We start from the raw sequence: 25,028 nt of genomic DNA, 5'->3' as shown, positions 1-25,028 counted from the left end.
GGCGCAGGGCGCCGGGGCCCGGGGCGTCGGAGCCGGGCTTTTGAGGGCGCTGCCCCCCTAGGGTCCGTGGCGCTCATCGACGGGAGCGCGACGCCGGAGGGGACCGCGCGGTTCCGGGACCGCGCGGTCGGCGATCGCCACCTCCCGCCCGAGCATTTCCGCACGGCGCCCGGGGATCTGACGCTGAGCTCGATCGGGCTCGGCACGTACATTGGCCCACCCGATGCGTCGACCGATCTCGCCGTCGAGCAGGCGGTCGCGATCTGCCTCACGTCGCGCCGGGTGAACGTGATCGACACGGCGATCAACTACCGGTACCAGCGCGCCGAGCGCAGCATCGGCCGCGCGCTCGCCCACCTGATCGAGGCGGGGGAGGTGGACCGCTCGGAGATCTTCGTGGCGACCAAGAGCGGGTACTTCGCACCGGACGGCGAGTCGAGGATCGGACCGGACGAGTGGGTCCGCAAGGAGCTGCTCGACCGCCGCGTCGTGCGCCCGGCGGAGATCGTTGACGACTGTCATGCGATGGGCGCGCGCTTCCTGGCGGACCAGCTCGAGCGCAGTCGCCGGAACCTCGGGCTCTCGACGGTCGACCTGCTCTACCTGCACAACGGGCCGGACGCCCAGATCCCCGTCGTCGGCCGCGAGGAGTTCGAGCGCCGGCTCGAAGGGGCGTTCGGCTTCTACGAGGAGCAGCGGGCGAAGGGACGTCTGGGGGCCTACGGCCTCGCGACGTGGGACTGTCTGCGGGCGGCCCGCACCGACCCCCGCTACTTCTCGCTCGCCCGGGCCGTCGCGATCGCCGAGAAGATGGGAGGGAAGGGCCACGGGTTCCGCTTCGTCCAGTTCCCGTTCAACCTCGCCATGCCGGAGGCCGCGGCCCTGCGCAACCAGCCGGTCGGCAGCGAGCGACTCTCGCTGTTCGCCGCGGCCCGCCGCCTCGGCCTCGCCTGCTTCACCAGCGTCCCGCTCTTCCAGGGACAGCTCGCGCGGGCCGGCCCCAAGCGCCAGGGACTCTCCTCGGCGCAGACCGCGCTCCAGTTCGCCCGATCGGTGCCCGGAACGCTCGCCCCCCTCGTCGGGCAGAAGACGACCGAGCACCTGTCGGAGAACCTCGAGGTCGCCTCGCTCGCGCCCTGGGACGTGGGAGCGTTCGGGGAGCTCTTGCCGTAGCGCCCCGACCGGCTCACGCCGGTCCGTCGGGCTCGCGCTCGTCGTCCGGCGGATCGTCGTTCTGGCGGGAGGGACCGCTGCGCACGCGCGAGCGGCCGTTGACCTTCTCGATCCGGATGACGCGGTCCGCGATCCCCGCGAGCTCGTCCTCGTGCGAGACCAGGACCACCTGCGGGAGCGCGAGCGCGTCGAGCAGCTCCCCCATCCGGATCACCTGCTCCGGCGAGAAGCCGTCCGTCGGCTCGTCCAGGAGGATCGTGTCGAGGTTCAGGTGCCCGAGCGACCGCACGACCTCCGCGAGCGCGAGCCGGAAGGCGAGCGCGAGGCTCGTACGCTCCCCTCCGCTGAGCGCCTCGGCGGGGGTCCAGGCGCCGTCGATGGCGACCTCGGGCGCGAAGGCCGGGTCGGTCCGCGCCACCAGCGCCGGGTCGTCGATGAGGGCGGCGAAGTAGCGGGTCAGGCTGCGTTCCAGCAGGGCCTGCGCGTGCGCCAGGAGCCGCCGCTCCATCACGAGCAACGCCTGGCGCAGCGGGCCGGCGAGCCACGCGGCTCTCGCCTCGAGCGACAGCGCCTCCGCGACCCGCCGAGAACGCTCGCTCCGGCCGCGCTCGGCCTCGGCCAGCCGCCGGACCGCCTCGTCGAGGCGTCCGTCGACCCGGACGAGGGCCCGCCGGTCCTCCTCGAGCGCCGCATCGGCCTCCCGGCAACGGGTCTCGGCCGCCCGGGCCGCGTCCCGGTGTCCCTCCTCCCCCTGCAAGGCCTTCCGCAGCGCCTCGATCCGCCCCTGCCGGGCCTCGCGGCGCTGCTGGGCGGCGACGGACTCCCGGTCGATCTGGGCCCTCTCCGCGGTCAGCGCTTCGACCGCGGCGCTGTCCGTGCGCAGCCGATCGAGCGCGTGCTCCGCGCGCTCGACCTCTCGCGCCGCGTTCGCCCGATCCTTCTCGAGGGTCTCGATCCGACCCCGCAGCTCCGCCACGCGGGGCTCCACCGGCTCGCTCGCGGCCAGGCGCTCGGTCGCCGCGCGGACCGTCGCCTCGGCGCGCTCGAGATCCGACCCCGCCGAGGTGGCAGCCTCCTCCTCCCGCGCGAGCGCGCGTCGAGCCTCGGCTCGGCCGCGTTCGACCTCGTGCCAGTGCTCGAGCGCGCGCTCGTAGCGCTCGCGGGCGCGACGCGCGTCCTCGACCGACTCGCGCTCGCGCGCGGCGAGCGCGTGCGCCGAACGGGCCGCCGTCGCCGTGCCGGCCGCCTCCGTCCGATGGGACTCGAAGTCGCTCGCGCGCACGGCCTGACCGCATCGGGGGCAGACCCCCGCGCTCAGGAGCTCCTCGAACTCCCGGAGCGTCGACTCGGCGCGCGTTTCGGCCGCCAGGCTCGCCCCCTCCCGAGTCCGCGCCTCCGCCAGCCGGAGATCGAGCCGCTCGAGGGAATCCGGGGTCGGCGCCGGTGGCTCGTGCGTCGGACCGGCGCCGACCCGTCGCTCGACCTCGGCGATCGCCGCGGCACGACGGTGGGTCGCCGCGTCGAGCGCCGCCCGTCGCTCGTCCCGGGTCTGGCGGGACGCGCTCAGATGGGAGCGCGCCTCGATCAGCGTGGCGAGCTCCGGTGCCGCGCGATCGAGCTCCTCGCGCGACCGCCGGATCGCTTCCTCCCGATCGCGCGCATCGCGGCGCCGGGCCTCGAGGTCCGCGGCGGCCGCCCGCGCCGTCTCGATCTCTCGAGCGAGTCGCTCGATCTCCGCGGATCGGCTCCCCCGCAGCCGGGTGCGCTCGTCCTCGTCGGCGCGATCGGCGGCGTCCTCCCGATCCAGGCTCGAGAGCTCCCGGCGGTCCGCTTCGATCCCCCGCAGCCGATCCTCGGCCTCGCGGAGGTGATCCCGGGCGTTGGCGGACTCCTCGGCCCGCCGCTCGATGGAGCCATCGAGGCTCGCCCTCTCGATCCGGCGCCGGTCCGCTTCCTCTCGCCACGTCGCGAAGTCGTCGTCGTGGTGGCGCAGGCGGTCGGCCTCCGCGCCTCGATGCGTCGCCGTTCGGCGCAGGTCGGCGGCGACGAGTTGGGCGTTCTCGGCCGCGATGCGGTAGCGTTCGACCCCGAGCGCCTTGCGCACGGTCTCGAGACGCTCTTGCGGCTTGGCGGCCAGGATGTCGCGCATGCGTTCCTGGGGCACGTAAACCGCCCAGCGCCACAGGTCCGAGTGCGCCTGCGGGTTCGGATTGTCCGGGAAGCCGAGCAGCTCGATCACGCGCTGGCGCAGCTCGGTCGCGGAGTACTCGGTCTTCGACCCGTCGACCGAGAACGAGATCGCCTCGGGCTCGAACGTCTCCTTGCCCTTGCGGCGGACGCGGCGGAACCGCCGCGAGATCGCGTAGCGGTGCTCGGCATCCTCGAAGGCGACCGCGACCTCGGCGTGCGCGGCCCCGTGCCGGACGAGGAAGGCCGCGTCGACCTCGCTGGTGCCGAAGAGCGCCATCTCGATCGCGTAGAGCAGGCTCGTCTTCCCGGAACCGACGTCCCCCGAGATCAGCGTCGTACCGTCGGCGAAGTCGACCGCCCCCGACACGTAGCTGCGCAGGTTGCGGACCGAAAGGTGGCGCAGCCGCACGTCGGACCCCTAGGCAGCGGGTTCGCCGGGCAGCCCGAGCAGGCGCCGCGCGCCGGCGAGCCGAGCGCTCTCGTAATCGATCCGCGATTCCCCGTCGGACTTCGAGATCCCGAGCTCGCGCACGAGCTCCCGGATCGCCCGCGCCGGCTCGCCCGCCTCCCACCAGTCGGCGGGAGACTCGGCGATCAGCCGGTCGATCTCCGATGATTCGACCTCGGTCTCGCCCGCCGGGCGGTCGCCGTCGGGCCGGGGCACCTCGAGCTCGCTCAGGTCCCACACCACGCTCGCGGCCGACTTCGCCTCGGCGCGGGCGACCTGCCCGAGGCCGAGCCCCGCGATCGTGCCGTCCGCCAGCGTGCCCGTCAGCTTGGTGAAGACCAGGGCGCCGGGTCGATCGTCGGCCGCCCGGATCCGGTCGGCGACCGCCGCGTGAGCCTCGGCCGCCGTGCGTCCGCTCACGTCGACCTCGACCAGGCGGATCGCGTCGCGGGGGGCCGTGTCGACGAACTCGACGGACGGCTCCCCCCGGTCGACCGTGACGATCGCGACGCCCTGGTGGGTCCGTCCCCCGGCCGCGTGCTCGAGGTCGGTGCGGCTCGTCCCGAAGACCGCGCCCGGGTTCACGAGCAGCCCGCCCTCCGGACCGGCACCGGAATAGGTGAAATGGATGTGCCCGCCCGCGTAGTAGTCGCATCCCGCGGGGAGGTCGTCCCGTCGGATGCCGCGCACGTGCTCGCGCAGCGATGCCGGCAGGTACTCCTCGACCGCGGCGTGGAACTGGAAGATCTTGAAGCCGGGCTCGGCCCGGAACGCCTCGGAGTCTACGGCCCGGAAGTAGTCTCGGTCGAGGCCGTGCGAGCGCCCCGAGATGCCGGCGATGCGCGCGCCGGTCGGCGCGTCGATGTGGAACGGGAGCGTCCAGCGGGTGCCCTCTGCGCGCACGGCCTCGGGCGCCACCTTGACGAAGACCCCGGCCTCGGCGAGCACGTCGAGCCAGCTCGTCCGGTGGGCGACGTAGTCGTGGGAACCGTAGATCGCGTACACGCGTCGGCCCTCGTCGACCAGCTCGCGCAGCGCGGCCGCCACCGGGGCGACCTCGCCGGGGTCGGGCACCGGGACGTGGAACAGGTCCCCCGAGATCAGCAGGAACGCCGCGTCGCGCTCCCGGACGACCTCGAGCGCCCGCAGCACGCTCGCGCGCAGGGCGGCCCGCACGGCCGGATCCCTCGGCCATGCGCCGACGTGGGCGTCCGCGAGGTGCGCGAAGACGAACCGGTCCCCCGCCATCCCGGACCCCTACCGGGGCGCTGGGCTCGACTTCGAGCGCGCGCTCGCCGGCGGGGTCGAGGACGAAGAGTCGCCGATGCGCTTGGACAGGGCCGCCAGCAGACCGGCCCCGGCGCCCATCGCCAGCAGTCCCATGAGCAGGAAGTCGTCGGACGACGAGCCCGCAGCGACCAGCCGTGGAGCCGCGCCCGTGGGGATCGGCGGCGACGGCACCCCGGCCGCGGCCGCCGAGCGGGTCGCCATCAGGCGCGCGGTCTCGTTCGCGCGGGCCAGCATCGCCTGCATGAGGGAGAAGAGCTCGGTGGCCTCCTCCATCGTGATCTGACGGTTCCGCAGGCGGCCGACGAGGTAGTTGTACCGCTGGCCCGGCGCCGAGGAGGCGTCCGAAGCCGGCGCGGGAGGGGATGCGGAGGCGCCGCTGCCGTACACGGTCGACGCAGCCAATCCGCTCGCCCTTTTGAAGAGTGTCCCGGCGGCGGGGACGAGGAGTTATAGCGGCCACCCGTCTCGACGGGCCGATGGCGGCCACCGAGACGAAGTCCCCCGACGAGCCGGAGCGCCACCTCCACGTCCGGCTCGCCGACGATCGTTCCTCCATCTACGACCTCGTGACCGAGTACCTCCAGGCGGCCGGCAAGGCGCCGGACTGGTTCTGGAGGCTCGCCGGTCGACTCGAGGGCACCGACGCGGACAACCTCGAGGAGCTCCTGTCGAGTGCCTTCGAGGCCGGCGCGTTCGTCGCGCACGACCACCCCGAGGACCTCGAGTTCCTCTGGGTCACCGAAGAGGAGTGCGAGAAGGAGCGCAAGCGCGAGGAGCGCGGCGAGCAGCGCGAGGCCGCGAAGAAGGAACGCTCGAGCCTCTCCCACTACGCCTAGCGCCTCAGAGCCCCGCGGCGGAGCTCCGGATCGAATTCCCACCGTCCACGACCAGCGTCTCGCCCGTCATGAACCGCGCGCCGGCCGAAGCGAGGAACACCACGGCCGCGGCGACGTCCTCCGGCTCGCCCCATCGGCCGCGCGGGATCCGGCGGACGATGGCCTCGTTGGCCCTCGGGTCGGAGTGGAGCGAGGCGTTGAGGTCGGTCCGCACCCAGCCCGGCGCCACGGCGTTCACCCGGATCCGCGGGGCGAGCGCGAGCGCGAGGGTCCGTGTCAGCGACAGCAACCCCGCCTTGGCCGCGGCGTAGACCATCTCGCCGGGAAACCCGGTGAGGCCCGCGATCGACGACATCATCACGATCGACCCGCCGTCCGGGCCCATCCGGCTCCGGACGGCGTCCACCAGCGCGTACGGACCGATGAGGTCGGTGGCGAGGAGCTCCCGCCAGTGCTCGGCGGCCACGTTCTCCCAGCCGGAGCTCGAGGCGATCCCCGCGTTCGCGACGGCCACGTCGATCGGCCCAAGCTCGGACCGCGTCCGCTCGACGAGGTCCTCCGCGTGCTCCGGCACCGCCGCGTCGCTCGCGACGGCTATCGCGCGCCGACCGAGCCGCTCGACCAGGGTCGCGACCTCGCGCGCCGCGCGCGCGTCCTGCCGGTACGAGAACGCGACGTCGGCTCCCTCGCCGGCGAGCGCGACCGTGATCGCCCGCCCGATCCCTCGCGAGCCCCCGGTGACGAGAGCGACCTTGCCGGCGAGCAGCGGTGGCTCGCTCATCGCAGCGGGACTCCGCCGTCGACGCCGAGGACGGCGCCCGTCACCCAGTCCGCCTCCAGGCTCAGCAGGAAGCGGACCACCGGCGCCACGTCCTCGGGCTCGCCCCAGCGCGCGAGCGGGGTCGCTTTCACGACCTGCGCCCGCATCGAGGCGTCGCGGTGCGCCGCGCGGTTCATGTCCGTCCGGATGAAACCGGGGGCGACGCCGTTCACCCGGATCCGCGGCGCGAGCTCGATCGCCAGGGCTCGGGTGAGTTGCTCGACGCCGGCCTTCGACGCCTGGTAGGCGACCGCCCCGACTCCCGCGTGCGAGCCCAACGCCGAGGAGACCGTGACCACCGCGGGCCGCACGCTGCGCCGGAGGTACGGGAGCGCGGCCTGTACCACCCGGAACGTGCCCTGGAGGTCCGTTCGCACCACGGTCTCGAACTCCTTGGCGCCGACCGAGTCCGACGCGTCCCCCCGGAACACGCCGGCGCTCGTGACGACCCCGTCGAGCCGATCCCGCCATCCGCCGGCGGCGGCGACGAGATGGCCCGCCGCTTCCCAGTCGGAGACATCACCGGCGACCGAGAGCGACTCCACGCCCAGTCGGGAGATCTCGGCGCGGACGGCCTCGGCGGCGGTCCGGTTCACCCGGTAGTGGACGACGATCTCGGCGCCGGCGCGCGCGAGCTCGAGCGCGATCGCCCGACCGATCCCCCGCGAGGCGCCGGTGACGAGGACGACGCGCCCCGAAAGGTCGAACACGGCGCTAGAATGGACCGGTCCGCGGAAAACCCTGCTGCCGGGCGGTGCGGGAGTCGCCAGCCTCCGGCGCCGGCCTAGATCCCGATGACGGAGTGGGCGACGATGATCGCGATGAACAGGATCGAGATCGTGTTGACGACCTTGATCAACGGGTTGATGGCCGGACCCGCGGTGTCCTTGGTCGCGTCCCCCACCGTGTCGCCGACGACCGCCGCCTTGTGCGCGTCCGAGTGCTTGCCGCCGAAGTGTCCGCTCTCGATGTACTTCTTACCGTTGTCCCAGGCGGCCCCCCCGGTCGTCATCATGAGCGCGAGCGGGAAGCCCGAGATGATCGTGCCGAGCAACAGGCCCGCGAGCGCGACCGGACCGAGCAGGAAGCCGACCGCCAGTGGGGTGACCACTGCGATCAGGGCCGGCACCGCGAGCTGACGGATCGCGGTGACCGTGACGATGTCGACGCACCGGCCGTACTCCGGCTTCGCCTTGCCGTCGAGGAGTCCCGCGATCTCCTTGAACTGCCGGCGGATCTCGAAGACCATCCGCTCCGCGGCGATCCCCACCGCGTTCATCAGGAACGAGGTGAAAAAGAACGGCAGCACGGCGCCGATCACGAGCCCCGCGACGACGAGGGGGGTGCTCAGGGTCAACAGCGACGTGAACGCGCCCCAGGGCTGGCCCCAGTTGGAGGCCGCCGCGAACGTGTACGCCGCGAAGAGCGCGAGGGCCGCGAGCACCGCGGAGCCGATCGCGTACCCCTTGGTGATCGCCTTCGTCGTGTTCCCGACGGCGTCGAGGGGGTCGGTGATCGCCCGCGCCTGCGCCGGAAGGTTCGCCATCTCGGCGATCCCGCCCGCGTTGTCGGTGATCGGCCCGAACGCATCGATCGAGATGATCATGCCCGTGACGCTGAGCATGCTGGCGGCGGCGAGCGCGATCCCGTAGAGCCCGAGGTAGGCGTTGGGGGCGCTCGAGCTGCCCGTCCAGCCCGCCGCGAGGTAGGCGATCAGCGTGCCGGCCACGACGACGAGCCCGGGCATCCAGGCCGACTGGAGCCCGACGGAGAGGCCGCTGATCACCGTCGGCCCCGCCCCGGCCTGAGAGGCCTCGGCGATCTGGTGGACGGGCCGGTAGCTCGCGCTCGTGTAGTAGTCCGTGATGATCACGATCAGGATCATCACCACGAGCCCCACGGCGGTCGCAACGAAGACGCCGAGGCTCCCGTTCATGAAGTAGTAGTCGAGCAGGTAGAGGCCGACGAGACCGAGGGCGGTCGTCGCGCCGAGCCCCTGGTAGAGCGCGCCCATGATCGTGCCGCCGCTCGCCCGCATCCGCACGAACAGGGTCCCGACGATCGTGGCGACGATCGCCCAGGCGCAGACGAGGAGCGGGAACAGCACGGCGTTCGGGAAGAGCGCGAGGAGGAGCGGATAGACGGAGGGTGCGCCCACGAGGTAGGCGAGCAGCATCGCCGCCATCGCGGTCACGACGTACGTCTCGAACAGATCGGCGGCCATCCCGGCGCAGTCGCCGACGTTGTCGCCGACATTGTCCGCGATGACCCCCGGGTTGCGCGGATCGTCCTCCGGGATCCCGGCCTCGACCTTCCCGACGAGGTCGGTCCCCACGTCCGCGCCCTTGGTGTAGATGCCGCCCCCGACGCGCGCGAACAGGCTCATGAGGGAGGCGCCGAAGAGGAGTCCGACCATGTCGAGGACGTTGCCCCCGAAGGCCCAGAAGAAGACGACGAGCTCGAGGAGCGCGAGCCCCGCCACCGACAGTCCCGTGACGCTGCCGCCACGGAAGGCGAACGCCATCGTCGCCGGCAGACTTCCCTTGCGGGCGTGCGCGGCGGTGCGCACGTTGGCCCGGATGCTCACGACCATCCCGACGGCTCCGGCGGCGGCGCTTCCCGCCACCCCGAAGACGAAGCCCGTGGCGAGGCGCGCGCCCTCGCCGGTGACGCCGAAGGCGAGCGCGATCACGACGGCGAGGACCGCCGCGACCACGAGGACGACCGTGTACTCGCGCCGCAGGAAGGCGATCGCGCCCTCGCGGATCGCCGCGGCGATCTCGCGCATCCGTTCGTCGCCCTCGTCCTCTCGCAGGACGAGCGCGGTCTGAAGACCGGCGTAGCCGAGGGCGACGAGCGCCGCGAGCAGTACCAAGAGCTCGAGCTGCGTCGTGGAAAGACCCATCCCGGCACCCCGAAATTCGAGGGCCGCTGAACGGAGCGTTTAATAAAGGATTGCGGACCGCGCGCGCGCGCTCCGGCACGGGTATTATATTCCGAGAGGGCGCAGCTTCTCGTGCCATGATCCCCGCGCCCACGCCGGGCGAGACGAGCGAGCGCCGTGCCCGGGTGACCTGCTCCGTCTGCGGTCGCTCGGTGGAGCTCGCCAGGCTGCGCGAGCATCTTCGCTCGGAGCACTCGGCCACGAGCGCGGACGTGGACTCCGCCTATCTGTCCGCACGCATCGAGGCGCGCCGCAGCCGCCGCTCCCAGACGCGCTAGGGGTCGAACTCCCGACGGCGGATGCGCTCGCGGGCGCTCGCCGCGAACTCACCGCGCGAGACGGTCTTCGTTTCCTTCGAGCCCCGGCTCCGTACCGTGACGAGGCCCTCGGTGATCTCACGGTCGCCCAGGACCAGCACGTACGGGATCCGATCCACCTCCGCGGTGCGCACCCGCTTCGCGATCGACTCGTCCGGCGCGGCGACCTCGACCCGCAGGCCCTCGGCGCGCAGCTCCTCGGCCAGTCCGAGCGCCGCATCCGCATGGCGATCGGTGACCGGCAGCACACGGACCTGGACGGGTGCGAGCCACGGAGGGAAGCGCCCGGCGCAGTGTTCGATGAAAACGCCGAGGAAGCGCTCCCAGCTGCCGAGGATCGTCCGGTGGATGACGACCGGCATGTGGAGCTGCCCATCCGGTCCCTGGTACTCGAGGTGGAAGCGCCGCGGCATCTGGTAGTCGAGCTGGATCGTGCCGGTCTGCCAGGGTCGGCCGAGCGAGTCCCGAACGTGGAGGTCGATCTTCGGCGCGTAGAACCCGCCCTCTCCCGGCGAGACCCGGTAGGGAACCCCGGACTCCCGGAGCACCTTGTCCAGGGTCGCCTCGGCCCGATCCCAGTCCGCGGCCTCGCCGAGGAAGTTGGCCGGACGCGTGGACAGCTCGCACGACCATTCGAGGCGGAACGTCGCGAACGCCTCCCGGATCCAGTCGAGGAGGATCCGCAGCTCCGGTTCGACCTGCTCCTCGGTGACGAACACGTGCGCATCGTCCTGGACGAGCTCGCGCACCCGCGTCAGGCCGTGGAGCGTGCCGCTCGCTTCGAGGCGGTGGAGCGGCGCGAACTCGGCGAGGCGGAGCGGGAGCTCCCGGTAGCTGCGGGCGCGCGAGCGGAAGATCAGCATCGAGCCCGGGCAGTTCATCGGCTTCCAGCCGAACGTCCGGCCATCGAGCTCGGTCAGGAACATGTTCTCCCGGTAGTGCTCCCAGTGCCCGCTGGTCTCGTAGACCGACTGTGGGAACAGCAGCGGAGTGTGGACCTCAGCGTAACCGGCCCGCCGCAAGTGCTCGGTCACGTACCGTTCGAGCTCGCGGACGAGCGCCATCCCGTTCGGGAGCCAGAACGGGAAGCCCGGTATCTCGTCGAGGAAGAGGAACAGCTCCTGCTTGGCGCCGATCACCCGGTGATCGCGCGCCTCGGCCTCGGCGCGCTGCTTGAGGTAGACCTCGAGCTCGTGCCGGGTCGGGAAGGCCACGCCGCGCACTCGCTGCAGGGGCGCGGCGGATTCGGTGGCGCCACGTTCGAGACCCGAGAAGCCGAGAATGTGCACCCCCTTCAGCCAGCCGGTGTCCGGGACGTGGGGCCCGCGGCAGAGATCGACGAAGGCCCCGGTCTCGTAGACGGACACGGGCTCGTCCGCCGGGGCCTCCGCGAGGTAGCCGAGCTTGTACGGGTTGCTCGAGAAGAGCTGCTCGGCCTCGGGGCGAGGAAGTTCCCTCCGCACGTACGGTTCGCGCGCGTCGATCGCTCGGGCCATCGCCTCGCGCATGCGATCGAGATCGTCGGGGACGAGCGGCCGCACGTCGAAGTCGTAGAAGAACCCCTCGTCGGTCGCCGGCCCGTGCGTGGGCTTCGCCTCCGGGATGGTCTCGGTGAGCGCCTTCGCGACCAGGTGAGCGGCCGAGTGCTGGAGAATGTCGCGCCCGGCTCGGTCCTGGAAGGTGAGCGGTGCGAGCGCGGCATCCCGATCCAATCGGCTCGATAGGTCGACGGTCCGGCCATCCCAGACGGCCGCCAGGAAGTCGCCCGCGCGGGCGGGCTCCCACTCTGCGAGCAGCTCGCCCGCGGTGCGTCCGGGCGGAACCGCGCGGTGGGACCCGTCCGGGAACCGGACGGTGATCGTCGCCAGTTCCGCCATCGCCGCCCTACGAGGCCCGCCGACCGTCTGCGAGTCTAAAACGATTCGTGCGAACCGGGCGATCGCGTGGCCGCGGACGCTCGGTCTCCGGCGCGGGGGCCGACGCGCTCAGCCCGCCCATTACTCCTCACGGTTCAGCTGGTTCTGTTTCTCATCATCGCGCGTCGGCGGACGGAGCGGCCCGGCTCATCGGGCGTCGAGCTCCGCGAAGATCGAGTCAATGTGGAAGATACCTCCGGCCGCGCCGACCTCGGCGAGACGGGAGGCGTCTCGAACCTCGAACGACCCATCGACCCAGGTCGGCCCGTCGCCCGCGATCGAGCGGACGAGGCTCCAGTCGGGATCGACGCCGCGAGGGGAAAGGACGATGGGGGCGGGACCCACCGCGCGGGCGGCTCGCGCGAGGGAGATCGGGTCGGCGCCCGGCCACCGCTCACCGTCGGCCGCCGGGACGCCGCTACCGGTCTCGATCTCGAACACGAGCTCGGTGGAAAGACGCCACGCCCGCTTGAGCTCGCGCAGGCCCTCGAGGTACGCACTGGAGAGAACCGCTTTCTCTGCGCCCGCGACGATGATGTCGATCGCCCCGTCGGCGTTACGAGGGCCGGCGTCGACCCACAGCGGCATGTCGCGAGAAAGCTCCTGGATGTACTCGAGCTGCGGGTTGTTGTGCGCCAGGCCGTCGAGGTCCGCGAGGTACAGTCGAGGGTAGCGAGGACTCAGGGCGTCGATCACGTCGAAGATGTCGAAGGCCGATCCGTTCGACCGCATCGCCGGGACCGGACCGTCGGGCCCGGGACGATAGACCCGACCCTTGCGAAGCAGAAGGCAGGGAACGAGCGCCGGTCCGTCGGCGCCGCTGCGATCCTCGGCTGCGGGCGGCACGCGCGAGCGACCCGTCGCGGGTTCTTCCGCCTTCCGGGCCCGACCCGAGGCTATTTGGAAGCCCGCGCGCTGCCCGGCGCGCCAGGAGGTGGAGGGCAGCTGACGGTGGTCCGCGCCGGCAACGGCCGGCCGCTGAGGAAAGTCCCCACTTCGGGGAACACGGGGTCGGGTGGGAGCCCGACGGGCGAGAGTCCGAGCCACGGAGCAGACACGACACAGCCCGGCGGCACCGTGAAGGTGCTGCACCGGAGGATCCGCCGGGACGTGATGAAACGGCCGTCTCCCCGGAAGCAAGCCCTGACCGACGGGAGGAAGCGTTCCCCCGACCGTCGAGGAGAGCGCGCAGTCGAATGCTGCCTGAACCAGAATGGGGCTTACTACCACGACCTGGCCGGCACGTCAGTAAAATGACGGGCCGCCGGCCCGGAAACACCCGTTTCCGGGCCGGGAACCCCAAACGCCCTCGAGAACTGGTCGATCCCGGCGCGCTGCTCGGCCTGGTCGGTTCCGATGTAGTAGCTGGTCTCCGCCAGGTCCGCGTGGCCATAGATCCCCTGGATCACGTTCAGCGGCACCCCTGCCTGGTAGGCGATCCGACCGAAACTGCGTCGCAGGTCGTGGGGCGATCGGGCGGGTAGCCCGACCCGTCGGCACGCCGCCTTCACGTCGCGGTCCAGGGTCGTGCGGCCGAACGGATAGACGCGGTCCTTGGCGCTCTTCCCGGTCACCGGGGGCAGCAGCTCGGGCCAGACGAACGTCCGGTTCATGGCGATGTCGCGGATCTTGTCGCCCTTGCCGCGGAAGACCAGCCGCGGGTCGGGCAGGTCCATCCGGCAGTTCTCGACCCGCAGCTCTCGGATCTCGGCGCTGCGCAGGCCGTTCAGCCCCGCCAACGCGATCGCCACGCGTTCCCGCCCCCGTGCGTTTCCGAGCGCGGCGGCCAGTTGTTCCTTCGTGAGCCAGTACCGGCGGGTCGCGACGGGTCGCGGTCCCTTCCACAGGCGCTTGCTGTCGGCCAGCGAGTTTCCGGTCCATCGCAGGAACGACCGGACCAGGCCCAGGTTCATCGCACGGGTCGTGGGCGCGAGCGACGTGTCGTGGGCGTAGGCCTCGACCATCTCGCGGGTCAGACGGTCGCCCTCGAGTCCCGCAGGCTTGCCAGCGCTGCCGAGTCGGCCGGCCGGCTTCTAGCAGCGCCCTATCCACGCCAAGAGAGCATCTCTCAGCGGTCACGAGGAGCAAGTGGGATCCGCTCCGACTCCGCCGCCATGCGAAGGTACAAACACAAGACCGTTCTCCCAGAGTCCGGAGCGTAAGTCGGGGTGGCCGACGGAATCGGTTCCGAGGATAAGAGCCTCCGTCCGCCGGGCCAAGTTGTACGTCGATTTTCCTTTCAACACGTCGAGACCGACTGCGAGGTTGCGCAATGTTTCAACATCCTTCACGAACTTTCGGACCGCCTCGCTGTTCCCGGACTACGAATTCCCTACGACGAATTGATCGCCGCGATCCTCCCCAACGCTGCAGCACCTGTACAGCCGGGGCCAGCGAAGTGGCTACCGAAGGTCCAGCGGAAGCTCCCCCAAGCCTTCCGCATCAGGGCCCGGAGCGACGTCGACAGAGCTCGGTGGCCGTTGGTTCAGGCCGTGCTTCGCAATCCGGATACCTCCTATCCTATCATTGGAGTCTCGTCGGAGTATTGGGCGCAGGTAACCACCAAGGGGGACAACTACCGCGGGCTGGACCACGACCTGATACTGATGCAGTCCGATCGAATCACATCGGTGGTCTTCGATTCGTTCGCGTCGAAGCTTGCCGGCCGCGGAATTTTCAAAGCGCGCGCAAAGAAAGGTTCATCTACGCCTGCCAGGGGTGTAATTCAGATACCCACGCCGAGGCTTGTGACGCTCTGGGAGCAGGCCAAAACCGGGAAATACGTCATTTGGATTGAGCGCGCCGCTGGTGGGGGAACCCAGCTCGACCTGGATCGGGAGTGGAAGTCTTGACGACCCTGTCGGCCCCGCTGTCGATCGTTCGATCCGATGTTTCGCTGCAAGCGTTCCTGCGGTGGAATGTGGCTCGCAATCTCAGAATCAAGCGTCGTTCACCCAACGAATGGTCTTGCTTCGTGGAAACGCAAGAGGAGGTTGAGGATGCCCGCCGCCCCGGCGGGATCTCGAGACGTCTCGTACTCGATACTGGACTCGTATACCATGTGCAACGGCGAGGTCGACGCGGGGTTGTCCATGGCCCAGGCTCGAGGGAGCTTTCAGTGAGCGCGCGCGGTGCCTACAGGCGACTCGCGAGTTCAGCCGAGAGCGCACTGCTACCCGACCTTTTCGAGCGCCTGGTTCATGTTTCTGTGGTGGAGGTCGCAATGGGGCCCCTCCAGAGCATTTTGACCGACCTGTCGGCGGATGGTCGGGTTGACGTCACAAAGTCGAGGCGACGGTATCGCTCAGGCTCCAACTTCGATGCGTATCTCGGTCTGTTGACCGAGCTGGGATACGCGGCGAAGGAGGAAGGGCTGCTCGTCCCCGGTCCGGCGTTCCGTGCCGCGCGCGAGCAGCGATCCGAGGAATACGCAGCCGTCCATTGGATGATGGGTGACATCCTCCGTCAACGTGGCACCTACATGCGCGAGGTGTTGCATTGGAACATGATGCTCCCTTATCTTCGCTGGACGAACGCGTACTATTGGCGGGCGCTGGAGGCCAACAGCCTGCCACTCATGAGTCTCAAGGGGCTTCAGGAATCGTATTCGGGCATCTACGGGACGCCAACTCACGGGCATCCGACAACGCAGGTTATGCGGCTGGCGAACGCTCAAGTCTTTCACCGACAGAGTCAGGGCCAGTACGAAGGCGATCCCGAGATTTTCGGGCCCTATTCGCAGCGGGCGTCTGAGAGGCCAGAGATCGCTGAAGCGTTGGGATTGATCGCTTCGTAGGTGTTGCGCCCCTTCGGGCCGTAGAACCGTCGAGCTGGTTCGGGAAGTCCTCGCCCCCGTTGGGAGCGAGTCGAATCTGGGCTGGGTTGCGAGGGAGTTCGCCGGGCCAATTCGGAGCGAGGCTCCTGCGACGTCAGTAGCCGCGACTCGACTCAATCAGGGGAGAGCGCGCTGGCCAACCGGCATAGACGCGCCCGGCGGGAGACCCTTCCCGGTCAAGAATCCTGGATTCTTTCAGTAACGCCGACATTCCGGGCCGGGCCTTCACCCGCTCGACCCCGGTTGTACCTTCAGAGTCGTCTCAGCGATCGTGCGAGCCAACCGGACGATCGGGAGGTTCAAATTCAAGACCTCCAAGTGCTGAGCCGGGGTGACCTCGCCGTGCGCAATCGCGTTTCTCAGCTCATAGAGCTTTGGTACGATTTTGGCGTCGCCCGCCGATAGCCGAGACGTCACGCTAACCTCGACTCTGACCTGGGGGTCGATTCGGAATTCGTGCCCTTGAGAGAGCGCGGCCGATGCCCGCTCGAGATACGGCTCGAGGGGCTTAGGGTTGCCGGCGCTCAGCTCGCCTCGTGCCCGGGACAGGTCGCTGGAAGCTATGACCTCAAGGGCCCGCCAGGCGTAGAAGAACCGCTCCTCGACGTCCGCCGTCCAGATCGACTCACCGACCAAGGAAACGGCACGCCCTGAGGGTTCCGAGGGGGAGAGGGTGTCCAGCAGCAGCTGCGTTCGAGCGTACGCTTCTTCGAAGACCTTGTACCATTCCTGCGTGCGCTCCGTGGAGAAAGGAACGCCGACGTTCGGCATGTACTGACTCGGCGAGGATTCCATTCGAACCGGGTACAGAAAATCTCGGCTCACAAGTATTCCGACTACGGGGAGCGCGAGCGCCGAAGCGTATGCCAAGTAGTTTCGGATTCGTTCAGCTGTCGAGAACAATCGGTCGATTCGCAGAGCCCGATCGGGCTCGCTGAATCGGCGGATGAAGGACCCGTTCGGGGGACTGACCTTGAAATCCTCCTCCTTTCCTGAAACAGGAGTATCGGGTCCGTCGCGGAAGTGCTCGATTTCACCCACTTTCCGGAACGTTACCGGCTGCACAACCGACCTCACCAAAACCTTGCACGCCCCCTCGGCAAGTCCCTTGGCAGGCTCCGGCCCGCACGCCTCGTAGATTTCGTCGAGCCCGCGCTTCCCCCAGTCAACGGTTGAGTCGGTCAGCACGGCACTGAGCGCTACCTTGACACTCTCAACGCCCTCGGGTAGAGGATTCCAGCCGATCTGCACCCTGTACCCCTTCGAATCTGACGGGGGTGAGAATGGCGCCGCGACTGCTGGTGGACCCCCAGGTTGCGACTGACGGCGACGCTTCGACATGTGAGCGCGATTCGCTCGGGCGAGGTGGTTCCCCCTCAAGAGATGGGCGGCCCCGGTTTCCCGGGGCCCGAATGGGTTGGACTATGCTTTGGGCGGTGGAGGAGGGGGTGTCCGAAGGCACACTTCGACGATGGATGCGACGAGTCGCGGCCTGGTTTTGGCTCATTCCGGGCACTTTCTCTGACGTGAGCGCACTAATGGGGCTTACTACCACGACCTGGCCGCCCCGGCGGGTGACCGTCGGGGCGTTACTCGTACGCCCGACGACCAATGACCCAACGGAGAACCCTCCCGCCGACTGTCGTCGGGTGGGCGGGTGCCGTTCCTACGTGGGAAGGCGGGTAAAAGCCCGTGTCGGCGTCCTGGCGCCCGCCTGCGCTCAACGCAGCTCAGAGTCGGATAGTCGCTTACGCTCGGGTCGAGGCGGCGGTCCTCCTGGTTGCCGGGGCGGGGTTGCTCGCGTATGGTCTGGGCTCGGCCGAGACCACCGCATCGTTGGCGGAGGCGGGACTCGGCGCCATCGTGGCCACCGCGGCGCTGGCTCCGCTGTGCTACGCGTCCGGGTTCGCGCGGGGCGTTCGCGAGGACCGCCGGGACCCTCCTCGGTGATCTCCCGGGGGCTCCGGGCGAACGTGGTCCCGGCGCGGCCGACGGCTCAGCCGCCCCCACTCGGGGAGGCCCAGCTCGACGTATCGGCGCCGGCAACCCGCAAAAACGGTCGCCCCGACCGGTGGCCCGCCCTCCGAAGGCCAACGCGCTGAGGACAGCTCGAGGTCACGTCGCTTGAGGTCGGGGGCCATCGTGCTCGGACCGGTTCCCATAGGCACGCCCGATTCCGTAGATGCTCGCGAGCACCAACGCCACACCGACCAGTTGCAGGTAATCCAGCCGCTCGCCCAGGAACGCGGCTGAGAACGCGAGCGCGACGACGGGCACGAGGAACGTATAGGCGCTCAGGGTCGAGGCTGGAGTCCGCGCCAGCAGCGAGAACCAGATCAGGTAGGCGGCCGCCGTTCCGAGCAGTCCCATCCAGAGGAGCGACGCCACCAGGCTCGGGGTCGCGGTCGGCAGGGGCCGGGGCGCGATGGCGAGAGTCGCGGCCAAGAGGCCGGACGTGCCACCCAACAGCTGCCAGGCGTTCGCTTCCATCAGCTGCGAGGGTCGAAATCGGCGCTGGAAAAGGACCGTGCCGAGTGCCCAAGCGAGCGCGGCGAGCAGCAGGGCGACGGCCGCCGGCACGCTCACGCTTGAGCCACCCGTCTCGCCGAGCTGCGAGATCAGGGCGACCCCGGCGAAGCCGACTCCGACCGAGGCCCACTGGCATCCGTGGAGCCCCCGTCCGAGCACTGGGAGCGACAGCAGCGCTACCCACAGCGGGAAGGTGTAGATGATCACGGCCGCCAGGCCCGGAGTGACCTCCCGGGCCGCCCAGAACCACAGGCCGAAGAACGCGCCGGTATTGAGAAGCCCCAGCACGATCGCATCCCGGCGCGCGGCCCGGTCCAGGGAGCCCCACGCGTGCCGGGCGCTCACGACGCCCAGCGTCGCGAGCGCGCCGATCCCCGCCCGCAGGGACGCGAGCCAGAGCGGCGAGGCCGCCGTGAGCCCCAGGTTCACGAACGGGTAGTTGAGGCCCCAGAAGACGACGACCAGCAGGAACGTGAGCCGGGAGCCCCACGACCAGGGCGCCGCCTCCATGGCGCGGAGCACGGGTCGGCTCGCTTAGCCGTTACGAGCGCGGGCGGTCCGGCGCGGGTCGTCTCGAGAAGGACTTAAGGAAGGGACCTCCGTGGCGCAGCGGATGTCGCTCCACGGTCGCGACGTGATCTCCATCCGCGACCTCTCGCGCGAGGAGATCGAATCCCTGGTCGCCGACGCGCGTCGCATGATCCCCTACGCCGAGGGAACGAAGGTCGCGCGCACGCTGGAAGACAAGATCGTCGCGATGGCCTTCTTCGAGCCCTCGACGCGAACGCGGCTGTCGTTCGAGTCGGCGGTACACCGGCTGGGCGGCCGATGCCTGACGATCGCGGACCCGGGCTCGTCGTCGGTGCGCAAGGGCGAGAGCCTGTACGACACGGTCCGGATGCTGACGGCCTACGCCGACGCGATCGTGCTGCGGCATCCGAACGAGGGATCGGCCCGGCTGGCCGCCCGCGCCTCCGACAAACCGGTCCTCAACGCCGGGGACGGCGCGGGCCAGCATCCCACGCAAACGCTGCTCGATCTCGCGACGATGGAGGAGGCCTTCGGGACGCTGTCCGGCCTCCGGGTCGTCCTGCTCGGGGATCTGAAGTACGGACGCACCGTCCACTCGCTCGCCTACGCGCTGGCGCTCTTCGGGGCCGAGCTCGTGCTCTCGTCGCCCCCGACGCTGCGGCTCCCGGAGGAGGTTCGCGACCAGCTCGAGCACATGGGGGTCCATCTGACCGAGGAGGACCAGCTCCATCGAGCGATCCGCGACGCGGACGTGCTCTACGTCACGCGCATCCAGAAGGAGCGGTTCCCGGACGAGAGCGAGTACCAGAAGGTCGCGGGCTCCTACCGCATCGACAACGCCGTCCTCGCCGGGGCGAAGTCGCGCCTCATCGTCCTCCATCCGCTGCCCCGGGCCGGCGAGATCGCGCCGGAGGTCGATTCGACCCCGCACGCGGCCTACTTCCGGCAGGCGTTCCTCGCGGTCCCGGTCCGGATGGCGCTGCTCAACGCCATCCTCGCGCCGCCGAAGGCGCGCCGCGGTCGGTGAGGCGATGCGCGAGCTGAAGATCACCCCGATCAAGAACGGGACCGTCATCGACCACATCGCGAACGGTCTCGCGCTCGACGTGCTGCGGATCGTGGGCGTCCAGAGCCTCGACAAGGACTCGACGGTCAGCATCGCGCTGCACGTCCGCTCCGGCAAGCTCGGCTGGAAGGACATCGTCAAGGTCGAGAACATGGAGCTGTCGCCCCGCAAGGTCAACGCCATCGCGCTCATCGCGCCCACCGCGACGATCTCGATCATCCGGGACTTCAAGGTCCGCGAGAAGCGCCCGGTCGACCTGCCCGAGCGGATCCTCGGGGTGCTCGTGTGCCCGAACCTGAACTGCATCACGAACCAGTCGGAGCCGATCGAGAGCGAGTTCGAGGTGACGACCCGCCGCCCGATCGTGCTCACCTGCGTCTTCTGCGAGCGGCGGGTGGACGACTTCCTCCACCACCTCTCGTAGCCGGGCCGGGCGATGGACCTCGCCTTCCTCAGCGGGTTCCTCGTCGTCTTCGCCGTCACCGGCGGCTTCGAGCTGTTCGACCGGACCAGCTTCGCGATCATCGCGCTGGCCTCCCGCCATCCGCCGGTAGCGTCGTGGGCGGGCGCGGCCGTGGCGTTCGTCGTGTCGACCGCGATCGCGGTCAGCGTGGGGGCTACGCTGGTCGCCCTGCTCGGCCCCGGCCGCGTCGGCCTGGTCCGTGCGGGCGCCGGCACGTTCCTGATCGGCTACGCCCTCTGGCTCTGGTACCGCGGTCCGGAGGAAGGCGCGGAGGGGGCCACGAGCGCGCGGACCGCGCTGCTCGCGGCCTTCGCCACCGTGCTCCTGCTCGAGCTCGGCGACACGACGATGATCATCGAGGTGCTGTTCGTGACGACGTACGGCTGGCTCGTCGTCTTCGCCGCCGGCGCGCTCGCCCTGGCGAGCGTGGCCGCGTGGGCCGCCTGGCTGGGGGGCCGCCTCGGGGCCCGCGTCGAGCCGATGCTCCTGCACCGGATCGTGGTCGTGATCCTACTGGTCGTCGGGGCGCTGACGATCGCCTACGGGCTCGCGCCGAGCGCGTTCCCGGCCCTGAGCGTCGCGTCGCCGACCTGACACGGCGACGATCGGCAGCGGCGCGCCGCCGTGATCGCTCTGGGATGCGAGGCTGGCGAGCTCGCCGAGCTGGGCGACCCAGGCCGTCGGGATCGCCGAGCGGAGGTCGGGCGCCCGCAGGACGCGCTCCCGGGCCTCGGCGACGTCCGCCCGGTCGACCGAGCGCTCGAGCAGGGCCAGGCGGAGCAGGCTCTCGGCGCGCTGTCGCGGGAGCAGCGCGCTCGCCGGGGACTCCGCGATGGCCTCCCAGCGGTCGCGCGCCGCGCTCGTCTCGCCGTTGAGGGCCCGGACCCGGGCCTCGAGCATCCACAGGCGGAAGAGCGACGGCGACGGGGGATCGAGGTGGAGCGACTCGACGAGCGCGGTCGCCCGCGCGAGGACGGCCTCGACGCCCTTGCCGTTGCGGTGGTCGAGGAGCAGGCTCGCGATCGCCAGCTGGTGGTACAGCTCCACGCTGTGCAGCTTCTGCCGCTGCAGGCTCGGGATCGCCTGCTCGCGCAGCTGGAGCGCCTTCGCCCACTCCTCCTGCGCCTCGAGCAGCCGGGCCTCGACATCGCCGGCCATGTGATCGAGCTCCCAGCGCCGTGCGCGCCCGAGGAGGAGTCGGCCCGAGGCGAGGAACCGGCGCGCGACCTCCTGCTCCTCCGGCGTCCCGTCGATGCGGGCGAGTCCGACGGCGAGCAGCGCGGTCGCCTGCAGGTGTCCGGCGGGGAGCGCCTGGGCCAGCGCGCCGGAGCGTCGGGACTCCTCGCGGGCCCGCTCGGTCTGGCCCCGCTCCCAGTAGAACTCGACCAGGAGCGACTGCAACAGGATCTCGATCTCGACCCACTGGGCGTCGTGGCACCGGTCCGCGATCTCGCCGAGGGTCTGCACGAGGTTCGGCCGAGGTCCGACCAGCCGCATCGTCAGCACGAGGAACTCCATCCACTCGCCGACGATCTCGATCGGCACGCCCGCGCCCAGCGCCCGGGTGAGCCCCTCCCGCATCTCGTCGACGGCCTCGTCGGGTCGGCCCGCGCAGAACAGGGCCTGCGCGTGCAGCAGCCTCAGCTCGGCCTCGCTGGAGCCCCGTTCGGCGGCGGGAAGGGACGGGAGGCACTGGATCGCCTGGGCGAACAGTTCCTCCGCGGAATCGTACGCGAGCAGGTGCAGGCTCAGCTCACCGGCCTCGAGCAGGTGGCGGAGCGCCATCGGGCCGGGGTACCAGGCGAGGTAGTGCTGCGCCACCTCGATGCGCCGGGCGAGCGACGGTTCGGGCGAGAGGGCGGCGAGAGCGTTCGCGATCTCGAGGTGCATCTCGGCCAGCTGCTTGGGGGGCAGCAGATCCCGCGCGAGCATGATCCACGGGAGGTGGGGGATGACGACGCGCCCTTCCTGGACCTTGACGACGCCCACGCCTGTCGCCGGTAGCAGCGCCTCGGCGAGCTGCGAGTAGGTCAGGCGGGCGACGCGGGAGAGGACGACCTCCCCTACGTTGCCGCCCAGGAGCGCGACGTACCCGACGACCCGTTGCGTGACCGACGGCAGGTCGTCGAAGATCCCCTTGAGCCGGTGCGCCTCTCGGGCGTCCGGGGTCGACTGGGCGAAGCGGATCCAGTCCACGTCGCCCCGCCCGAGGAACGAGTCCTCCCACGCCATGAACCCCGGCACCGAGGAATCGAGCGCGCAGACGATCAGGAGCGGTCGCAGCCGCGCCTTGCGGCTCAGCGCCACGAGGAACTCCCGGCTGTCGGGGTCGAAGAGCGAACCGTCCTCGACGAGGATCGCCACCGCCCGGGGGGGCGAGGACCGGAAGTCGACGAGCAGCCGCTGCCAGAACGCCTCGGGGTCTCCCTCGTTCGCCGAGCGCTCGCGCATCGGGGGACCCCGCAGCGAGCCGCGTGGGCGGTCCCCCCGGCCGCGACGGCTGCGCGGCATCCGTTCCGGCAGATAGGCGAACGGCGCCACCGGCGTCGCCGGCATCGGATCGGCGTCGCCGTGTTCCTCCGGTTCGGCGGACGCGCCGTTCGTCGGGCCGATCGGTGGGGCCGGGTCCAGACCGTCGAGCGCCCCGAAGGGCGTCGATCTCGCCCGGTAGCTGCCGCGCAGCTCGATGACGCGGGCACCCTTCTCGCCCGCCAGCCGACGGAACTCGGCGAGGAGGGCGGACTTGCCGCTCGCTGGCGGGCCGGCGATCACGACCGTCCGGCCGGACTGGTCGGACAGACCCTGCAGTGCCCGCAGCACGGGCGACGGAAGCGAAGACACCCGGCGTCTCCCGAGAGAACGTTGGCGCACCGGGATTTAATCCTCGCCCAGCCGGGCCGGTCGCGCGCGCGAGCGGTTAAGAGCCCGACGGGCGTCGGCCGGCCGTGGCGCGGTCCCTGGCCGCGGGGCGCCGGCAGTTCCTGAAGCGCTCGGTCGCACCGGTCGACGTGGCCCGGATCCGGGGCCTCGGCGGCCTCCTCGAACAGTTCCGCACGACCTCGATCCAGGCCCGGAACCTCGCGCGCTGCCTCGAGGTCTGGGAGAACGCGCTGTCCGATCCCAAGCGGCCCACGATCCTGCTCGGACTCTCCGGGCCCCTCATCGCGGCCGGCCTGCGCAAGGTCCTGCGCGACCTGGTCGACTGGGGGCTCGTCGATGTCGTGGTCTCGACCGGCGCGGTGCTCTACCAGGACCTGTACCAGTCGATCGGCGGCCGGCACTGGATCGGGACGCCGACCGCGAACGACGTCCGGCTGCGGGAGCTCTACCTCGACCGGATCTACGACACCTACGTGGACGAGCTCAAATTCGAGGACACCGACCGTGTGATCGGCAAGATCACCGAGCGATTTCCGCGCCGCCCTGCCTCCTCGCGCGAGTTCCTCGGGTTCCTGGGGGCGAAGTTCCCGGACCGGGCGTCGATCCTGTCGACCGCGGCGCGGCGGGGTGTCCCGGTCTTCTCACCCGCGCTGATCGACAGCTCGATCGGGATCGGGCTGACGCTGTACTATCAGGCGAACCGGGAGCGCGCCGACCGCTTCATCCTGGACGCGGTCCGCGACAACTACGAGCTCGTGCAGATCCTGGCCCACTCGCCGCGCACCGCCGTGATCTACATCGGGGGCGGGACGCCCAAGAACTGGATCAATGACGGCATCGTGATGGCCAACTACGCCTTCGGTCGGGAGGGAGAGGGCCACCACTACGCCCTCCAGATCACCACGGACGTGCCCCACTGGGGGGGCCTCTCGGGGAGCACGCTGGACGAGGCCCAGTCCTGGGGCAAGATCTCGGCGACCGCCACGCGCGCGATGGCGCATGTGGAGGCGTCGATCGGGCTGCCCCTGCTCGTGGGCGCGCTCTGGGACCGCCGCAAGCGCTGGCGACCCCGCACCCGGCTTCGCTTTGACTGGTCCGGCGACCAGGTACGGATCCGAAAGGGTCCCGGCTAGGCCGAAATCGCGGTCGCCCGGCCTCCGCGTTCCGCCGGGGGCTCGCGGGCCAACGATAGGTTTACAAATCTCTTCGGTGGTTACGGAACGAGCAGTTCGTCCGGGACCGAGGGCCCGGACTCCGGGAGGCACGGGGCAACTCGAGCAGCGTGGAAACGCACGTCCGAACGCGTTCGTACGCGGGTGAACGACGCGCACCCGGTGCGCGGGCAGGGGACGGTGTTTTCTCGCGATATCCTCGAGGAACGAGCGCCTTTCGGATCGAGATCACCGATTACAGAAAACCGATTTTCGTGCGCACTTGCACGTACGGATACAGGGCGTATATCCCGCCCTGTTTTCTGACGAGAATTCGCCTCGATTAAATACGCCGGTGGACGGGCCGTGTTCGGGGGTGTAGCTCGATGTTTCTGCCGGCGCTTCCGGTCTCTCCGCGCGACCAGCTCTAAACCCTTGGGAGGAGGGGAATGCGGGACTCCCCTCTCTAGATCCCGCGCGATCCCTTGACGCGCGGCGGGGCTGTCGCCCCGATCCCGTTCCCTAGCTGACCAGCCCGAGCTTCGTACCGAGGTCCGACCGGATCGCCTCGGTCAGCCAGGTCAGTTTCAGCTTGTCGAAGAGCGCGACGGCGGTCAGGTAGTGATCCTTGGCCTTCTC

21 protein-coding genes and 1 other RNA gene are annotated in these 25,028 nt (G+C 70.3%); 10 read left to right on the top strand and 12 right to left on the bottom strand.

Features of this window, described 5'->3' with window-relative positions:
* Positions 1-66: 66 nt before the first annotated feature.
* Positions 67-1,173, top strand: a complete 1,107-nt coding sequence (locus VEL82_02080) for an aldo/keto reductase (protein ID HXW66658.1) — start codon at positions 67-69, stop codon at positions 1,171-1,173.
* Between the two features lie 13 nt (positions 1,174-1,186).
* On the opposite strand, the gene VEL82_02075 is transcribed toward VEL82_02080, so the two are convergent.
* Genes VEL82_02075 through VEL82_02065 form a run of 3 tightly spaced genes read right to left on the bottom strand, consistent with a single transcriptional unit; the run spans position 1,187 to position 5,488 of the window.
* Positions 1,187-3,772, bottom strand: coding sequence for an SMC family ATPase (locus VEL82_02075; GenBank protein HXW66657.1), 2,586 nt, complete (start codon positions 3,770-3,772; stop codon positions 1,187-1,189).
* A 9-nt stretch (positions 3,773-3,781) separates the two neighbouring features.
* On the bottom strand, positions 3,782-5,059 hold the full coding sequence (locus VEL82_02070) for a metallophosphoesterase (protein ID HXW66656.1): 1,278 nt from the start codon (positions 5,057-5,059) through the stop codon (positions 3,782-3,784).
* Positions 5,060-5,068: 9 nt separating this feature from the next.
* Positions 5,069-5,488 carry a hypothetical protein gene (locus tag VEL82_02065; GenBank protein ID HXW66655.1) on the bottom strand — a complete coding sequence of 140 codons (420 nt, stop codon included), beginning with the start codon at positions 5,486-5,488 and terminating at the stop codon, positions 5,069-5,071.
* 89 nt (positions 5,489-5,577) lie between these two features.
* Here VEL82_02065 and VEL82_02060 point away from each other — a divergent pair, with 89 nt between their 5' ends.
* Positions 5,578-5,937, top strand: a complete 360-nt coding sequence (locus VEL82_02060; GenBank protein ID HXW66654.1) for a hypothetical protein — start codon at positions 5,578-5,580, stop codon at positions 5,935-5,937.
* A gap of 4 nt (positions 5,938-5,941) precedes the next feature.
* Here VEL82_02060 and VEL82_02055 read toward each other — a convergent pair whose 3' ends face one another.
* From VEL82_02055 to VEL82_02045, 3 genes are all read right to left on the bottom strand, one after another.
* Complete coding sequence (locus tag VEL82_02055; protein HXW66653.1) at positions 5,942-6,718, bottom strand: glucose 1-dehydrogenase; 777 nt, start codon at positions 6,716-6,718, stop codon at positions 5,942-5,944.
* Entirely contained in the window at positions 6,715-7,467 is a 753-nt protein-coding gene (locus VEL82_02050; protein HXW66652.1) for an SDR family NAD(P)-dependent oxidoreductase, read from the bottom strand. Before VEL82_02050 ends, VEL82_02055 begins: the two co-directional genes overlap by 4 nt.
* Positions 7,468-7,541: 74 nt before the next feature.
* On the bottom strand, positions 7,542-9,662 hold the full coding sequence (locus VEL82_02045) for a sodium-translocating pyrophosphatase (protein ID HXW66651.1): 2,121 nt from the start codon (positions 9,660-9,662) through the stop codon (positions 7,542-7,544).
* 116 nt (positions 9,663-9,778) lie between these two features.
* Between VEL82_02045 and VEL82_02040 the strand changes: the two genes are divergently transcribed.
* Positions 9,779-9,979 (top strand): hypothetical protein, encoded by a 201-nt coding sequence (locus VEL82_02040; protein HXW66650.1) that lies wholly within the window; start codon positions 9,779-9,781, stop codon positions 9,977-9,979.
* On the opposite strand, the gene thrS is transcribed toward VEL82_02040, so the two are convergent.
* Together thrS and VEL82_02030 are read right to left on the bottom strand one after the other, a co-directional pair.
* A complete protein-coding gene (gene thrS, locus VEL82_02035; GenBank protein HXW66649.1) occupies positions 9,976-11,895 on the bottom strand; it encodes a threonine--tRNA ligase in 1,920 nt (639 codons plus the stop codon). The genes VEL82_02040 and thrS overlap by 4 nt on opposite strands.
* Positions 11,896-12,081: 186 nt before the next feature.
* A complete protein-coding gene (locus VEL82_02030; GenBank protein HXW66648.1) occupies positions 12,082-12,780 on the bottom strand; it encodes a HisA/HisF-related TIM barrel protein in 699 nt (232 codons plus the stop codon).
* An 83-nt stretch (positions 12,781-12,863) separates the two neighbouring features.
* On the opposite strand from VEL82_02030, the gene rnpB reads away from it, so the two are divergent.
* Positions 12,864-13,169, top strand: an RNA gene (gene rnpB / locus VEL82_02025) — RNase P RNA component.
* On the opposite strand, the gene VEL82_02020 is transcribed toward rnpB, so the two are convergent.
* Positions 13,158-13,898 (bottom strand): tyrosine-type recombinase/integrase, encoded by a 741-nt coding sequence (locus tag VEL82_02020; GenBank protein ID HXW66647.1) that lies wholly within the window; start codon positions 13,896-13,898, stop codon positions 13,158-13,160. The genes rnpB and VEL82_02020 overlap by 12 nt on opposite strands.
* A gap of 204 nt (positions 13,899-14,102) precedes the next feature.
* Between VEL82_02020 and VEL82_02015 the strand changes: the two genes are divergently transcribed.
* Together VEL82_02015 and VEL82_02010 are read left to right on the top strand one after the other, a co-directional pair.
* Positions 14,103-14,786 (top strand): hypothetical protein, encoded by a 684-nt coding sequence (locus tag VEL82_02015; protein HXW66646.1) that lies wholly within the window; start codon positions 14,103-14,105, stop codon positions 14,784-14,786.
* A 359-nt stretch (positions 14,787-15,145) separates the two neighbouring features.
* Positions 15,146-15,730: a hypothetical protein gene (locus VEL82_02010; protein HXW66645.1), complete on the top strand. Its 585-nt coding sequence runs from the start codon at positions 15,146-15,148 to the stop codon at positions 15,728-15,730.
* A 264-nt stretch (positions 15,731-15,994) separates the two neighbouring features.
* Here the strand turns inward: VEL82_02010 and VEL82_02005 are convergent, their stop codons facing one another.
* Positions 15,995-17,020, bottom strand: a complete 1,026-nt coding sequence (locus tag VEL82_02005) for a hypothetical protein (GenBank protein ID HXW66644.1) — start codon at positions 17,018-17,020, stop codon at positions 15,995-15,997.
* A gap of 864 nt (positions 17,021-17,884) precedes the next feature.
* Positions 17,885-18,820: a DMT family transporter gene (locus VEL82_02000; GenBank protein HXW66643.1), complete on the bottom strand. Its 936-nt coding sequence runs from the start codon at positions 18,818-18,820 to the stop codon at positions 17,885-17,887.
* Between the two features lie 91 nt (positions 18,821-18,911).
* On the opposite strand from VEL82_02000, the gene pyrB reads away from it, so the two are divergent.
* The 3 genes from pyrB to VEL82_01985 are packed head-to-tail and all read left to right on the top strand — an operon-like array spanning position 18,912 to position 20,952.
* On the top strand, positions 18,912-19,856 hold the full coding sequence (pyrB, locus tag VEL82_01995) for an aspartate carbamoyltransferase (GenBank protein ID HXW66642.1): 945 nt from the start codon (positions 18,912-18,914) through the stop codon (positions 19,854-19,856).
* A 4-nt stretch (positions 19,857-19,860) separates the two neighbouring features.
* Positions 19,861-20,319, top strand: coding sequence for an aspartate carbamoyltransferase regulatory subunit (gene pyrI, locus VEL82_01990; protein ID HXW66641.1), 459 nt, complete (start codon positions 19,861-19,863; stop codon positions 20,317-20,319).
* A gap of 12 nt (positions 20,320-20,331) precedes the next feature.
* Positions 20,332-20,952 carry a TMEM165/GDT1 family protein gene (locus tag VEL82_01985; GenBank protein ID HXW66640.1) on the top strand — a complete coding sequence of 207 codons (621 nt, stop codon included), beginning with the start codon at positions 20,332-20,334 and terminating at the stop codon, positions 20,950-20,952.
* Here the strand turns inward: VEL82_01985 and VEL82_01980 are convergent.
* Complete coding sequence (locus tag VEL82_01980) at positions 20,869-23,199, bottom strand: ATP-binding protein (GenBank protein ID HXW66639.1); 2,331 nt, start codon at positions 23,197-23,199, stop codon at positions 20,869-20,871. The two genes, VEL82_01985 and VEL82_01980, sit on opposite strands and share 84 nt — an antisense overlap.
* Positions 23,200-23,303: 104 nt before the next feature.
* Between VEL82_01980 and VEL82_01975 the strand changes: the two genes are divergently transcribed.
* Positions 23,304-24,371, top strand: a complete 1,068-nt coding sequence (locus VEL82_01975; GenBank protein HXW66638.1) for a deoxyhypusine synthase family protein — start codon at positions 23,304-23,306, stop codon at positions 24,369-24,371.
* Positions 24,372-25,028 lie beyond the last annotated feature (657 nt).

The organism is Thermoplasmata archaeon, from assembly GCA_035622275.1.
Lineage (GTDB): Archaea > Thermoplasmatota > Thermoplasmata > Lutacidiplasmatales > UBA184 > Lutacidiplasma.
Note: the sequence above shows the minus strand (reverse complement) of the source record. Positions and strands in the feature narration are given on the sequence as shown.